The sequence below is a fragment of the Saccharothrix carnea genome (assembly GCF_003014735.1).
In the GTDB taxonomy this organism is placed as follows: domain Bacteria; phylum Actinomycetota; class Actinomycetes; order Mycobacteriales; family Pseudonocardiaceae; genus Actinosynnema; species Actinosynnema carneum.
The window spans coordinates 88,241-100,989 of sequence record NZ_PYAX01000021.1 but is presented as its reverse complement, the minus strand read 5'-3'; the positions used below and the strand labels follow the sequence as shown (position 1 = coordinate 100,989).

Annotated in this window: 15 protein-coding genes and 1 rRNA gene; 11 read left to right on the top strand and 5 right to left on the bottom strand. The window is 70.6% G+C overall.

Translation table 11 applies throughout. The features are described from left to right. Both rrf and B0I31_RS36610 read left to right on the top strand, forming a co-directional pair. Positions 1–94 (top strand): 5S ribosomal RNA (gene rrf, locus B0I31_RS36615); the annotation flags it as partial. Between the two features lie 78 nt (positions 95–172). Then, a complete protein-coding gene (locus B0I31_RS36610; protein WP_146174097.1) occupies positions 173–1,027 on the top strand; it encodes a GNAT family N-acetyltransferase in 855 nt (284 codons plus the stop codon). Here the strand turns inward: B0I31_RS36610 and B0I31_RS36605 are convergent. The 3 genes from B0I31_RS36605 to B0I31_RS36595 are packed head-to-tail and all read right to left on the bottom strand — an operon-like array spanning position 1,008 to position 2,308. Beyond that, on the bottom strand, positions 1,008–1,214 hold the full coding sequence (locus B0I31_RS36605; protein ID WP_106619954.1) for a helix-turn-helix domain-containing protein: 207 nt from the start codon (positions 1,212–1,214) through the stop codon (positions 1,008–1,010). The genes B0I31_RS36610 and B0I31_RS36605 overlap by 20 nt on opposite strands. After that, positions 1,211–1,813 (bottom strand): hypothetical protein, encoded by a 603-nt coding sequence (locus B0I31_RS36600; RefSeq protein WP_146174096.1) that lies wholly within the window; start codon positions 1,811–1,813, stop codon positions 1,211–1,213. The genes B0I31_RS36605 and B0I31_RS36600 overlap by 4 nt, the downstream gene beginning before the upstream one ends. A gap of 30 nt (positions 1,814–1,843) precedes the next feature. Beyond that, positions 1,844–2,308, bottom strand: coding sequence for an Lrp/AsnC family transcriptional regulator (locus tag B0I31_RS36595; RefSeq protein WP_106619952.1), 465 nt, complete (start codon positions 2,306–2,308; stop codon positions 1,844–1,846). Between the two features lie 79 nt (positions 2,309–2,387). Between B0I31_RS36595 and B0I31_RS36590 the strand changes: the two genes are divergently transcribed. From B0I31_RS36590 to B0I31_RS36565, 6 genes are all read left to right on the top strand, one after another. Beyond that, on the top strand, positions 2,388–2,837 hold the full coding sequence (locus B0I31_RS36590) for a rhodanese-like domain-containing protein (RefSeq protein WP_106619975.1): 450 nt from the start codon (positions 2,388–2,390) through the stop codon (positions 2,835–2,837). Positions 2,838–2,851: 14 nt separating this feature from the next. Further along, positions 2,852–3,589, top strand: a complete 738-nt coding sequence (locus B0I31_RS36585) for a type 1 glutamine amidotransferase (protein WP_181320732.1) — start codon at positions 2,852–2,854, stop codon at positions 3,587–3,589. Positions 3,590–3,715: 126 nt separating this feature from the next. Then, positions 3,716–4,849: an inorganic phosphate transporter gene (locus tag B0I31_RS36580; RefSeq protein ID WP_106619951.1), complete on the top strand. Its 1,134-nt coding sequence runs from the start codon at positions 3,716–3,718 to the stop codon at positions 4,847–4,849. Next, complete coding sequence (locus tag B0I31_RS36575) at positions 4,846–5,070, top strand: hypothetical protein (protein WP_073898002.1); 225 nt, start codon at positions 4,846–4,848, stop codon at positions 5,068–5,070. The genes B0I31_RS36580 and B0I31_RS36575 overlap by 4 nt, the downstream gene beginning before the upstream one ends. A 40-nt stretch (positions 5,071–5,110) precedes the next feature. After that, complete coding sequence (locus B0I31_RS36570) at positions 5,111–8,077, top strand: bifunctional [glutamine synthetase] adenylyltransferase/[glutamine synthetase]-adenylyl-L-tyrosine phosphorylase (RefSeq protein WP_106619949.1); 2,967 nt, start codon at positions 5,111–5,113, stop codon at positions 8,075–8,077. Positions 8,078–8,089: 12 nt separating this feature from the next. After that, positions 8,090–9,019 (top strand): NADP-dependent oxidoreductase, encoded by a 930-nt coding sequence (locus tag B0I31_RS36565; protein ID WP_106619948.1) that lies wholly within the window; start codon positions 8,090–8,092, stop codon positions 9,017–9,019. A gap of 46 nt (positions 9,020–9,065) precedes the next feature. Here the strand turns inward: B0I31_RS36565 and B0I31_RS36560 are convergent, their stop codons facing one another. Next, entirely contained in the window at positions 9,066–9,281 is a 216-nt protein-coding gene (locus B0I31_RS36560; RefSeq protein WP_106619947.1) for a hypothetical protein, read from the bottom strand. A 189-nt stretch (positions 9,282–9,470) separates the two neighbouring features. Between B0I31_RS36560 and B0I31_RS36555 the strand changes: the two genes are divergently transcribed. Together B0I31_RS36555 and B0I31_RS36550 are read left to right on the top strand one after the other, a co-directional pair. After that, complete coding sequence (locus tag B0I31_RS36555; protein WP_106619946.1) at positions 9,471–10,121, top strand: hypothetical protein; 651 nt, start codon at positions 9,471–9,473, stop codon at positions 10,119–10,121. After that, positions 10,122–10,511, top strand: a complete 390-nt coding sequence (locus B0I31_RS36550) for a YkvA family protein (RefSeq protein ID WP_106619945.1) — start codon at positions 10,122–10,124, stop codon at positions 10,509–10,511. A 102-nt stretch (positions 10,512–10,613) separates the two neighbouring features. Here B0I31_RS36550 and glnA read toward each other — a convergent pair whose 3' ends face one another. Next, the gene (glnA, locus tag B0I31_RS36545; RefSeq protein ID WP_106619944.1) at positions 10,614–12,038 is read right to left on the bottom strand and encodes a type I glutamate--ammonia ligase; all 1,425 of its coding nucleotides are present in this window, start codon (positions 12,036–12,038) and stop codon (positions 10,614–10,616) included. A gap of 194 nt (positions 12,039–12,232) precedes the next feature. Between glnA and B0I31_RS36540 the strand changes: the two genes are divergently transcribed. After that, positions 12,233–12,706 carry an RDD family protein gene (locus B0I31_RS36540; RefSeq protein WP_106619943.1) on the top strand — a complete coding sequence of 158 codons (474 nt, stop codon included), beginning with the start codon at positions 12,233–12,235 and terminating at the stop codon, positions 12,704–12,706. Positions 12,707–12,749 lie beyond the last annotated feature (43 nt).

The window sequence follows — 12,749 nt, the reverse complement described above, 5'->3', positions numbered from 1 at the left end:
AACACCCGGTCCCATTCCGAACCCGGTAGTTAAGCCTTCCAGCGCCGATGGTACTGCACTCGTGAGGGTGTGGGAGAGTAGGACGCCGCCGAACATAACTTCACCCTCAGGGGCACTCGTTTATTCGAGTGCCCCTGAGGGCTTTTTGCGTTACGGTCCGGTCGTGGCCGAGGTGACGAGACACGATGACCTGGCGGAGTTCTGGGCGTTGACCGGTGACTTCTTCAACGCCGACCCGGTGTTCCACACGATCCCGATCGCGGCCGTCGACCGCAGGCTCAACCACGCCGACCCGGAGGACGAACCACCGCTGCTGGTCAGCGTCTCCGAGGACGGCGTCCTGGTGGCCGCGGCACTGCGCACGCCGCCGTGGCCGTTGACGTTGAGCGGTGTCCCGGCGGAGTGGGCCGAGGTCGTCGCGGACGCGTTGGCCGGTGACGTGGAGCTGCCCGGCGTCAACGGTCCGCGTGACTCCGTGGAGGCGTTCGTGGTGGCCTGGGCCGCCCGCACCGGCTGCGGTGCCCGTGAGCACATGGCGCTGCGCCTGTACGAGCTGGGCGACCTGGCCGTCCCCGACGTTCCCGGCACCCCACGCCTGGCGACCCTGGACGACATTCCGCTGCTCAGCCGCTGGCGCACCGAGTTCGGCGTCGAGGCGACCGAGCAGGCCCGTGACGAGAACAGCGATGGCCGGGCCCGGCTCATGCTGCGCATCAGCCTGACGGCCGGGCACGGGCACGTGATCTGGTACCACGGCGACACGCCGGTGGCGTGGGCAGCGGCGAACACGCCCGCGTCCGGCATGTCCCGCATCGGCCCGGTCTACACGCCGCCCGAGCACCGCAGGCACGGCTACGGCGCGGCCGTCACGGCGGCGTGCGCGTCGTGGGCACGGGAGAACGGTGCGGAGCACGTCGTGCTCTACACCGACCTGGCGAACCCGACCTCGAACTCGATCTACCAGCGGATCGGGTTCCGGCCGGTGGTCGACTCGGCGGAGTTCGTGTTCACCCCCGCCGGTGGCTGAGCAGGTCGCCCGGCTGGCAGTCCAACGCCTCGCACAGGGCGGTCAGCGTGCTGAACCTGATCGCCCTGGCCCGGCCGTTCTTGAGGATCGACAGGTTGACCACGGTCACGCCGACCCGGTCCGCCAACTCGGTCAAGGTCATCCCGCGCTCGGCCAGCAGCCGGTCGAGGTGCACCTGGATGCTCACACGGTTCCCTCCAAGTCCGCGCGCATCTCCGCGCTCGTGCGCATGATCTTCGCAAGGGACAGCAGCGCGATGCCCGTGATGACCGCCCACCACGGCGCTTCCCACTCGCCGAAGAAGGCCAGGAACCCGGCGTCGAACGTCACGGCCGCGTGCACCAGCGTGGTCCGAGCGATGGACTCGACCATCGCCACGGTGGGCAGCACCCACAGCAGGTAGTGGCCGAGGTGGCGCACGGTGGTCGCTGTCTCGGTGGTGTAGATGCCGCGCCGTGCCGCATCACGCAGCAGCAGCACCAGGAGCAGCAGCGCGGCGGTCTGCGCGAGCGGCACCGGGCCTTCGGACAGGAAGCCGAGCACGTGGTGCCACGGCTCCGGCTCGTCGACGCACAGCGTGACCCGCTCGACGTCGTCCAGCCGCACGCCGGCGGCCAGGTCGCGGCCCTCGGCGTCGTGGGGCCAGTACTTGGCCGTGAAGCACACCGGCTGGAACAAGCCGACCGTCAGCCGGATCGCGGTGGCCGCCCCGTACACGATCACGCTCAGCGTCAACACCGCCGACGCCACACCGGTCAGCGGCTCTAACGGGTTCCCCCTCGACATGACATGCCCCCTGCATATCGTTTATCGATGTTATCGAGAAACGATATCCCCGAAGACCTCGCGCGTCACGGGCCGGTTGCGGCCGTGGGAGGAGAACACCAGGGACGTGGTCGTGTCGCCGTACCGCTGGGCCTGCTCCACGAACGCCTCCAGCTCGACCATCGACCGGCACACCACGCGCAGCAGCCAGCAGTCGTCCCCCGTCACGTGGTCCGCGTCGCGCACCTGCGCCAGCGTCACCACGCGCTCCCGGAACCTGGGTGTGTCCAGGCTGCGCACCCGCACCCGGACGATGGCCTCGATCGGCAGCCCGAGCCGGTGCGTGTCGACCACCGCGACGTACCCGGTGACGATCCCGGCCTGCTCCAGCCGCCGCACGCGCTCGGTCGTGGCGGGCGCGGACAGCGAGACCCGCTTGGCCAGCTCGGTGAACGTCATCCGGCCGTCGCGCTGGAGCAGGTCCAACAACTTCCAATCCAGATCGTCCAGTTCCACCGTGGAATCGTAAGCGGAACCCGGGCAACGCCTGGAGTTCTCCATGGGGAAGAACACGCTGGTCAGCGACGATTCAACCATGACCAACACGCTCCGCTTCCCCGCCGCCGACCCCGCTGACGCCGCCGCCTTCTTCGCCGCGGAACTGGCCTTCGAGGCCGACCCGGACGACGTGGTCCGCGACTTGGAGGCAGGTACGACCGAGGGCTTCCAGCTCGTCGAGACGCGCAGCCCCGAGGCGTTCGCCCGCGTCCGCATCCCCGGCGCGATCAACCTCCCGCACTGGGACGTCGACGAGACGACCACCGCCGGCTGGGACCGTGACCTCGTCTACGTCTGCTACTGCGAGAGCTTCGAGTGCAACGCCGCGACCAAGGGCGCGCTCAAGCTGTCGCGGCTCGGGTTCAAGGTGAAGAGGTTGGCCGGTGGCATCACCACGTGGCACGCGTCGGGCTACCCGGTGGAGGGTGACGCCGTGTCGGGCGCCGTCGAACACGTGAGCCTGCACGGGGTGTCCTGCGACTGCTGACTACCCTCGGACGAGTGACGCGCCTGCTCGTGCTGCAACCCGATGCCGATGACCCGCCCGCCCGCCTCGGCGAGTGGTTGACCGCCGCCGGGGCGGTGCTGGACGTGGTGAAACCCTACGAAGAGCCGGTGCCGGCCACGCTCGACGGCTACCAGGGCGTGGTCTGCCTCGGTGGCGCGATGGGCGCGCTGGACGACGCCGTGCACCCGTGGCTCGCCGACGTGCGCAAGCTGCTGTCCCACGCGGTGTCCAAGCGCGTGCCGCTGCTCGCGATCTGCCTGGGCGCGCAGCTGCTCGCCGCGGCGACCGGCGGGCAGGTGCGACGCAGTCCGGCGGGGCCCGAGGTGGGCGTGCAGCTGGTGGCCAAGCGGGACGCGGCGAGCGGTGACCCGTTGTTCGCCGACCTGCCGTGGACGCCGGACGTGCTGCAGTTCCACGAGGACGAGGTCGGCCTGCTGCCGCCGACGGCGCTGCTGCTGGCGTCCTCGCCGAAGTGCGCGAACCAGGCGTTCCGGGTGGGTGACCGCGCCTACGGCGTGCAGTTCCACATCGAGACGACGCCGGACGTGGTCCTGGGCTGGGCGGCGGGGTACCCCGAGGTGGTGGGAGGGGTGCGTCCGGGGGTGCTCGACCCGGACCGGCTCACCGCGGGCCACGAGGACATCCGGGAGGTGTGGCAGCCGTTCGCCGAACGATTCGTGCGCCTGGCCGCCGGTGAGCTGACGATCCACCGGAGCTTGCCGTTGGTGTGATGAACCTCCGGCGAGGTGAGCGTTCGTCGCTCGGACAGGTAGCGTTCACCTCGTCGTAGTGAGTGTTCATCGGCCAGACGGGTAGCGTTTACCTCCGACTGTGTCGATTCAGTTGGAGGAATCAGCGTGGATGCCTCGCTCCTCGTGATCATCGTGGTCGTCACGGCCCTGGTCTTCGACTTCACCAACGGTTTCCACGACACGGCGAACTCGATGGCGACCTCCATCGCCACCGGCGCGCTGCGGCCACGCACGGCCGTCGCGTTCTCCGCGGTGTTGAACCTGGTGGGAGCGTTGCTGTCGGTCGAGGTGGCCAAGACCATCTCCGGCGGGATCGTCGACGACGCGAGAATCACGCCCGCGATCGTGTTCGGCGGGCTGATCGGCGCGATCATGTGGAACCTCGTCACCTGGTACGTCGGGCTGCCGTCCAGCTCGTCGCACGCCCTGTTCGGCGGCCTGATCGGGGCGACCTGGATCGCGGCGGGCGCGGACGCGGTGCACTTCGCGAAGGTCGTGGACAAGGTCGTGGCGCCCGCGATCGCCGCGCCGCTCGTCGCGGGCATCGTGGCGCTGCTGGCCACGTACCTGACCTACCGGTTGACCAAGCGGGCGCGGAAGTCCGTGACGGACAAGGGTTTCAAGGCGGGCCAGATCGCGTCCGCCGCGCTCATGTCGCTGGCGCACGGCACGAACGACGCCCAGAAGACGATGGGCATCATCACGCTCACGCTGATCACCGCCGGGACGCTCGCGCCAGGCTCGGAACCACCTCTCTGGGTGATCCTGAGCGCCGCGATCGCCATCGCGCTGGGGACCTACCTGGGCGGGTGGCGCATCACGAAGACCTTGGGTTCGGGCCTGACCACGATCGAGGCACCGCAGGGCTTCGCCGCGCAGACCAGTGCGGCGACCGTGATCATGGCGTCCTCGCACCTGGGGTTCGCGCTGTCCACCACGCACGTCGCGTCCGGCGGCATCATGGGCTCCGGCCTGGGTCGGCAGCGTGACGGCGTGCGGTGGGGCGTGGCGGGCCGGATGGCCGCGGCGTGGGGGCTGACGCTGCCGGCGGCGGGCCTGGTCGGCGCGCTCGCGGGCAAGATCGCGTCGCTGGGCACGGTCGGCGTGATCGCCGTGGCGGTGGTCGGTGTGGTCGTGTCGCTGGTGATCTGGCTGCTGTCGCGCCGTGAGCCGGTGCGGCCAGAGCACGTGGTGGACGAGATCGCGGCGCAGGCCGAGACCCACAAGGTGGCGGTGTGAAGATCGACTGGGCGGCGTTGGGCGCCGTGTTCGGGGTGAGCCTGGCGGTGGTGCTGGGCCTGGTCCTGCTGTTCTCGGGCGGGCTGAAGGCCCTCTCGGCGCGGGAGGCGGCGCAGGAGCGGCAGGCGTCCACGGCGCTGCCCACGGTCGCCGCCGCGGCGTGCCTGCTGGCGTGCGTGATCGTCGTGTTGTTCGGTATCTACTTGATCGTGGCCGGCTGAACGCGTCGGGGGGCGTCGCGGCCGACTACCGTGTTCGTCGATGACCGATCCAGCTCGCCTCCCCACGTCCCCCGCGCGGTTCGGCCTGACCGAGTCGCGCAGCGGTGAGCACCTGCGCGCGGCCGGGTGGTGGGAGGGGCGGCGGCCGAGCGAGGGCAACGAGCCGATCCTGGTGGCGTTGTCCCGCAGCCCCGACCCGGACCTGGCGCTGCGCGGCGTCGACCGGTTGCGGGTGGCGCTCGGTGCGCGGTGGGCCGAGCTGGACCAGGCGTTGCGGGACGACGAGGCGTTGCGCGGTCGGCTGCTGGCGGTGCTGGGGTCGTCCACCGCGCTGTCGGACTTCCTGGTCGCCAACCCCGACCGCTGGCGCGGGCTGGCCGACGCCGAGCCGGTGGACGCGGAGTCGTTCGCGCCCACGTTGGCGGAGTCGTTCGCACCGACGTTGGTCGCCGCGGTCGAAGGGCTGACCGGTACGGACGCGGTGCGCGCGTTGCGGGTCGAGTACCGGGCGCTGCTGTGCCGGATCGCCGCCGACGACCTGGCGCACGTGGTGGAGCCCGAGCAGCGGTACGTGAACTACGACGACGTGGCGAGCCTGCTGTCGGACCTGGCCGTGGCCGCGCTGCGGGCCGCGCTGGACGTCGCCGCACGGCAGGTGCCGCGGTCGGACGAGTGCCGGCTCGCGGTGATCGCCATGGGCAAGTGCGGCGCGCGGGAGCTCAACTACGTCAGCGACGTGGACGTGGTGTTCGTCGGCGAGGGTGACCTGGGGGTGGCGACCCGGCTGGCGGGCGCGGTGATGCAGGTCGCGGGCCAGGCGTGCTTCGAGGTGGACGCGGCGCTGCGGCCGGAGGGCAAGGCGGGCGCGTTGGTGCGCACGCTGGACGGCCACGCCACCTACTACCAGCGGTGGGCGCGGACGTGGGAGTTCCAGGCGCTGCTCAAGGCCCGGCCGGTGGCCGGTGACGACGAGCTGGGGCAGCGGTACATGGACGTGGTGCGGCCCCTGGTGTGGACGGCCGCCGAACGGGAGAACTTCGTGGCCGACGTGCAGGCCATGCGCCGCCGCGTCGAGGACCACGTGCCCGCGGGGCTGACCGACCGCGAGCTGAAGCTGGGCCGCGGCGGGCTGAGGGACGTCGAGTTCGCCGTGCAGCTGCTGCAACTCGTGCACGGTCGTGGTGACGAGGAACTGCGCATCACCACCACCACCCAAGCGTTGGCGGCGTTGGGTCGCGGCGGGTACATCGGTCGGGCGGACGCCGCCGACTTCGGCCGCGCCTACCGGTTCCTGCGCACGTTGGAGCACCGGTTGCAGTTGCAGCGGCTGCTGCGCACGCACCTGTTCCCGGCGGACGACGACGTGGCGGCGCTGCGGTGGCTGGCGCGGGCGGCCGGGTTGCAGGCCGAGGGCGGTCTGTCGGAGAGCCAGGTGCTGCTCGCCGAGTTCCGCAAGCGCGCCAACCAGGTGCGCAGGCTGCACGAGAAGCTGTTCTACCGGCCGCTGCTGGAAGCCGTCGCGAAGGTGCCGACGGAAGGGCTGCGGTTGACCACATCGCAGGCCGCGGCCCGACTGTCCGCGCTGGGTTATGCGGCGCCGGACGGCGCGTTGAAGCACATCGAGGCCCTGACCAGGGGCGTTTCCCGGCGGGCACGGATACAGACGGCGTTGCTGCCGGTGCTGCTCGACCTGTTCGCCACCACGCCCGACCCGGACCGCGGGCTGTTGGCGTACCGGAAGGTGTCCGAGGCGCTGGCCGAGACGCCCTGGTACCTGCGGCTGCTGCGCGACGAGGGCACGGTGGTCGACCGGCTGGCGTCGCTGCTGGGCACCTCGAAGTTCGTGCCCGACCTGCTGGTGCGCGCGCCGGAGGTGCTGCCGCTGCTGGCCGACACCGACGCGCTGGTCGGCCGCGACCCGATGACCATCGGCAACCCGCTGCGCAGCGCCGTGTCCCGGTACAGCGACCTGGACCGCGCGGTCACCGCCGCCCGCTCCCTGCGCCGCCAGGAGCTGCTGCGGGTGGCGTCGGCGGACCTGCTCGGGCTGGTGCCGCTGCGGACGGTGTGCGTGTCGCTGTCCGAGGTGTGGGTGGCGGTGTTGCAGGCGGCGCTGGACGCGGTGGTGCGGTCCGCCGGTGAGCGGCTGGCGTCGATCGCGGTCATCGGCATGGGCCGGCTCGGCGGGCGCGAGCTGGGGTACGGGTCGGACGCCGACGTGATGTTCGTGTGCGAGCCCGCGGCGGGCGTGACCGACTCCGACGCCGCCCGGTACGCGTCCTCTGTGGTGGAGCAGGTGCGGCGGCTGCTCAGCGCGCCCAGCCAGGACCCGCCGCTGCAGGTGGACACCGACCTGCGGCCGGAGGGCAGGCAGGGGCCCCTGGTGCGCACGCTTGACTCCTACCGGGCCTACTACGCGCAGTGGGCCGAGCTGTGGGAGTCGCAGGCGCTGCTGAGGGCCCGGTTCATCGGCGGTGACGCGGACCTCGGCGCGCGGTTCATCGAGATGGTCGACCCGGTGCGCTACCCGGCGGAGGGCCTGGACGCGGGTGCCGTGCGGGAGATCCGGCGCATCAAGGCACGCGTCGAGGCCGAACGGCTGCCGCGCGGCGCCGACCCGTCCACCCACACCAAGCTGGGGCGCGGCGGGCTGGCGGACGTCGAGTGGACCGTGCAGCTGCTGCAGTTGCAGCACGCGTTCGAGGTGCCGGGGCTGCGCACGCCGTCGACCGTGCGCGGACTGCGTGCCGCCACCGAGGCCGGGTTGGTGTCGGAGGACGACGCGACGGCGTTGACCGACGCGTGGGTGATGGCGACCAAGGCGCGCAACGCCGTCGTGCTGGTCCGGGGCAAGGCCGGCGACCAGCTGCCCACGGCCGGGCGCGACCTGGCCGCGGTGGCGTCGGCGATGGGGCACGAGGGTGACCCGGGCGGGTTCGTGGACTCCTACCGGCGTACGGCGAGGCGGGCGCGGGCCGTGATCGAGCGCATCTTCTACGGGTCCTGAACACTGGAGTTCGTGAAAGCGATCGCGCAGACCGAATTCGGAGACGCAGAAGTCCTTGTCGTGCGGGAGCTGCCCGACCCGCCGATCGCGCTGGACCAGGTGCTGGTCGAGGTGCGTGCCGCCGGGGTGAACCCGGTCGACCGGCTGGTGCGCATGGGGTACGTGGCGAGTTCGATGCCGTGCCACTTCCCGCTGGTCCCCGGCTGGGACGTGGCCGGGGTGGTGCGTGCCGTGGGGCCCGCGGTGGACGGGTTCGCCGTTGGCGACGAGGTGTTCGGCTACCAGCGCAAGGACCACGTGCAGCACGGGACGTACGCGGAGCTGGTCGCGGCCACCGAGCGCGGGTTGGCGCACAAGCCGGCGTCGTTGTCGTTCGAGGAGGCCGGCGGGCTCGCGCTGACCGGGCTGACCGCGTTGCAGGCGTTGCGCAAGGTCGGGGTGTCGTCCGGCGACACGGTGCTCGTGCACGCCGCGGCCGGCGGTGTCGGGCACCTGGCCGTGCAGGTGGCGCGGATCCTCGGCGCGTCACGGGTGATCGGCACGGCGTCGCCGCGCAACCACGGGTTCCTGCGGTCGCTCGGCGTCGAGCCGGTGGCCTACGGCGACGCGCTGGTGGACAACGTGGCCGAGCTCGTCGGCGGTGACGGGCTGGTCGACGTGGCGTTCGACTGCGTGGGCGGCGCGGCGCTCAACGACTCGCCCGCGCTGGTGCGCGACCCGGCCCGGATCGTGTCCATCGTGGACACCAACGTGCTGGAGCTGGGTGGCCGCTACGCGTACGCCAAGCCGGTGCGGGAAGACCTGGACTGGCTGGCCGGGCAGGCGGGCTCGGGGGAGTTGAAGGTGACCGTGCAGCAGACGTTCCCGCTGGCGCAGGCCGCCGAGGCGCACCGGCTGCTGGAAGGCAAGCACGTGCGGGGCAAGATCGTGCTGACGGTGTGACGAGCGGTGAAGGGCCCTCGACGAGCGCGAGGGCCCTTCGGCTGCCTCACTCCTCGTCGACGGTCGGGACCGAGGTGAGCAGTTCGACGATCCACTCCTCGACGAGCGTGTCGTCGGACTCCTCGTCCTGGACGAGGCGGTTCGACACCCGGACACCGAGACCGAGCACGTCGGCGGCGCCGATCGCCTCGATCGCCTCGGCGGCGGAGTCGAAGATGTTGGTGGACAGCACCTGGGCGGGGGTTGCGACGTCATCAGACACGGGCGCGACCCTAACCGCCCACCCCGATCGGGGAACGGGCAGCCCTGCTGTCGCGGCGTGTTCCCAGGGAGCTACGTACCGTCGATCTAGGGCCGCTGTGCATTGACTATTGGTGTTCCTTATGTCGAGACTAACGACACTCATGGGGGAGATTCACGTTCGCACGCGTGCGCCCGGACGAAGGACGTCATGGACGACGAGACCCACCGCAAGAAGAGCAGCGCGGCTCTGAAGATCAGCTTGGTCATGCTCGGCGTGCTGGTGCTGCTCGGGGTGATCCAGGCGGTCACCGCCGGCACGGTCGGCGTCGGCGCGTTGAGCTTCGACCTGCGCGAAACCTCCTCGACGGCCCCCACGTCGCGGACGAGCACTTCGGACGACACCTCCGGCGGCCTGGACGGCGCGGTGGGCACGGCGCCGTCGTCCCCTTCTCCCGAGACCGAGGAAGAAGCCGCGCCCGGCGTCGACGCCAAGGTTCTGACGGGGTCGTGGAAGCAGGCACGCGGCCTGCTCACCGTGGAAGTCACCAAGGTCGAGAACCTGGGTGGCCGCGTCAAGGTGTTCGTCACCGCCATAAACGCCAGCACGGCGAAGATGGACCTGCCCGTCGCGTCCGTCTCGGTGGTCGACGACGCGCAGCGCGACTACGGCGCGTCCCTGTCGACGAGCCGGTGGTCCGGGTCGATCGGGAAGAACTCCAGCATCAACGGGTACCTGGAACTGGACCGGAAGGTGCCGGCCGGGAGCACGTCGTTCTCGCTGACGTTCTCCGGGATCATCGGCCAGCTCGCGCCGACCGGCGGTGCGGTCACCGTGCCCGGGATCCCGATCCCCAAGTAGGTGGACGTCCTCGTCGGTGTCGCCCTGGGACTGCTGGGTCTCTGGCTGCTGCTGCTCGTGGGCCTGCTCCTCGTCCGGCCGAAGGGCAAGGCGCTGGCCCAAGCCGTCCGCCTGCTGCCGGACGTGCTGCGCCTGGTCACCCGCCTGGCCCGCGACCCGAGGCTGCCGCGTTCCGCCCGCGTGCGCCTGTGGCTGCTGCTCACCTACCTCGCCCTACCGTTCGACCTGGTCCCGGACTTCATCCCGGTGCTGGGGTACGCGGACGACGCGATCCTGGCCAGCTGGGTACTGCGCTCGGTGATCCGCGCCGTGGAGCCCGATGTGATCGCGGAACACTGGCCGGGCACGCCTGAAGGCCTGTCCGTCGTGCGTCGACTGACGAGAACCTGATCCCGTTCACCCCCGTGAACGGCCGAGGGCCGGGTGACTGTGGCAGTCACCCGGCCCTCGGCCTGTGGAGGCTCAACTCAGGGCTTCACAGCCCCGCGCCGATCACACGTCGTAGTACAGCGCGAACTCATAGGGGTTCGGGCGCAGGCGCAGCGGGTCGATTTCCTGCTCACGCTTGAACGAGATCCAGGTGTCGATGACGTCCGGCGTGAAGACGCCGCCTTCCAGCAGGAACTCGTGGTCCGCCTCGAGGTTGTCCAGGACCGCGTCCAGGGACGCGGGAACCTGCTTGACGTCGCGGGCCTCCTCGGGCGGCAGCTCGTAGAGGTCCTTGTCGATCGGGGCCGGCGGCTCGATCTTGTTCTTCACGCCGTCCAGGCCGGCCATCACCATGGCCGAGAACGCCAGGTACGGGTTGCCCGACGAGTCGGGGCAGCGGAACTCGATGCGCTTGGCCTTCGGGTTGTTGCCGGTGATCGGGATGCGCACGCACGCCGACCGGTTGCGCTGGGAGTAGACCAGCGACACCGGGGCCTCGTAGCCCGGCACCAGGCGGTGGTAGGAGTTCACCGTCGGGTTGGTGAACGCCAGCAGCGACGGCGCGTGGTGCAGGATGCCGCCGATGTAGTGGCGCGCCGTGTCCGACAGGCCCGCGTAACCGGACTCGTCGTGGAACAGCGGCTGGCCGTCCTTCCACAGCGACTGGTGGGTGTGCATGCCCGAGCCGTTGTCGCCGAACAGCGGCTTCGGCATGAACGTCACGGACTTGCCGGCCTGCCAGGCGGTGTTCTTGATGATGTACTTGAACAGCATCAAGTCGTCCGCGGCGTGCAGCAGCGTGTTGAACTTGTAGTTGATCTCGGACTGCCCGGCGGTGCCCACCTCGTGGTGCGCGCGCTCGACCGAGAAGCCCTGGGCCTGCATGTTCAGGACCATCTTGTCGCGCAGGTCCGCGTAGTGGTCGGTCGGCGAGACGGGGAAGTAGCCGCCCTTGTACTTGACCTTGTAGCCGCGGTTGCCGCCCTCTTCCTCACGGCCGGTGTTCCAGGCGCCGGAGATCGAGTCGATCTCGTGGAAGGACGCGTTCGCGGTGGTGTCGAAGCGGATCGAGTCGAAGATGTAGAACTCCGCCTCGGCGCCGAAGTACGCGGTGTCCGCGATGCCCGACTCGGTGATGTACTGCTCGGCCTTGCGCGCGATGTTGCGCGGGTCGCGGCTGTAGGCCTCACGCGTGAACGGGTCGTGCACGAAGAAGTTGACGATCAGCGTCTTCTCGATCCGGAACGGGTCGAGGCGCGCGGTGTACAGGTCGGGCAGCAGCAGCATGTCCGACTCGTGGATCGACTGGAAGCCGCGCACCGACGAGCCGTCGAACGCGAGGCCCTCGGCGATGGCGTCGGCGTCGAACGCGCTGGCGGGGAGCGTGAAGTGCTGCATCACGCCGGGCAGGTCGCTGAAGCGGACGTCGACGAACTTCACGCCCTCGTCGGAAATGAACTTCAGGACCTCGTCGGGATTCTTGAACACCCTCGTCGACTCCTCTGCTGCGGTGGGGGCGTGGTTGTACGCCGCTGCGTGGTGCGGCCTGCCATCGTGGCGAAACTAAGACCGTGGTGTTGCCCAGCCGTCACCCGCGTGTTTCGCCAGTGTTAACGGGCGACCCAGGTCGGGCAACCCGACCGCCGCTCCTCACCCGCTGAGCACGGCCTTACTCTGGTGGGGTGAGCAAGTGGACCGGTTCGTGGCTGTCAGGACCCCGCTCGGCGCTGGAGCCGGGCGCCGACTCCGGTGACGGTACCGGGCAGCGCTGGCGGGGTGAACGCCTCGGCCTGCCCCAGTCCGGTCCCGGCTCGGTCGCGTCCACGGGCCGCCGCGCGATCGCCATCCTGGTCGACTTCGCGCTCTCGGGCGGCGTGGCGGGCCTGTTCACCATGCCCGACCTGCCGCGGAACTGGAGCCTGCTGGCCTGGTTCGCGATCACCGTCGTCGCGGTCGGCTTCTTCGGCTTCACCCCTGGTCACGCGCTGTTCGGGCTGCGGGTCGTGCGGATGGACGGCACGGCGGCGGTGGGCGTGCCGAGGGCCGTGCTGCGGACCGCGTTGATCTTCCCGATCATCCCGGCCGTGGTGTGGGACGCCGATGGCAGGGGCCTGCACGACAAGGCGGCGGGCACCATCGTCCTCCGGGCTCGCTGACCACGCACCCAAGAACGCCGCAGGCCCGCTCCGAACGATCGTC

What these genes read in the sequence shown, in the direction of transcription:
- B0I31_RS36570 (WP_106619949.1), top strand. Translation starts at nt 5,111, where the DNA reads ATGACCGATCCAGCTCGCCTCCCCACGTCCCCCGCGCGGTTCGGCCTG.
- B0I31_RS36590 (WP_106619975.1), top strand. Translation starts at nt 2,388, where the DNA reads ATGACCAACACGCTCCGCTTCCCCGCCGCCGACCCCGCTGACGCCGCC.
- B0I31_RS36600 (WP_146174096.1), bottom strand. Translation starts at nt 1,813, where the DNA reads ATGTCGAGGGGGAACCCGTTAGAGCCGCTGACCGGTGTGGCGTCGGCG.
- B0I31_RS36555 (WP_106619946.1), top strand. Translation starts at nt 9,471, where the DNA reads ATGGACGACGAGACCCACCGCAAGAAGAGCAGCGCGGCTCTGAAGATC.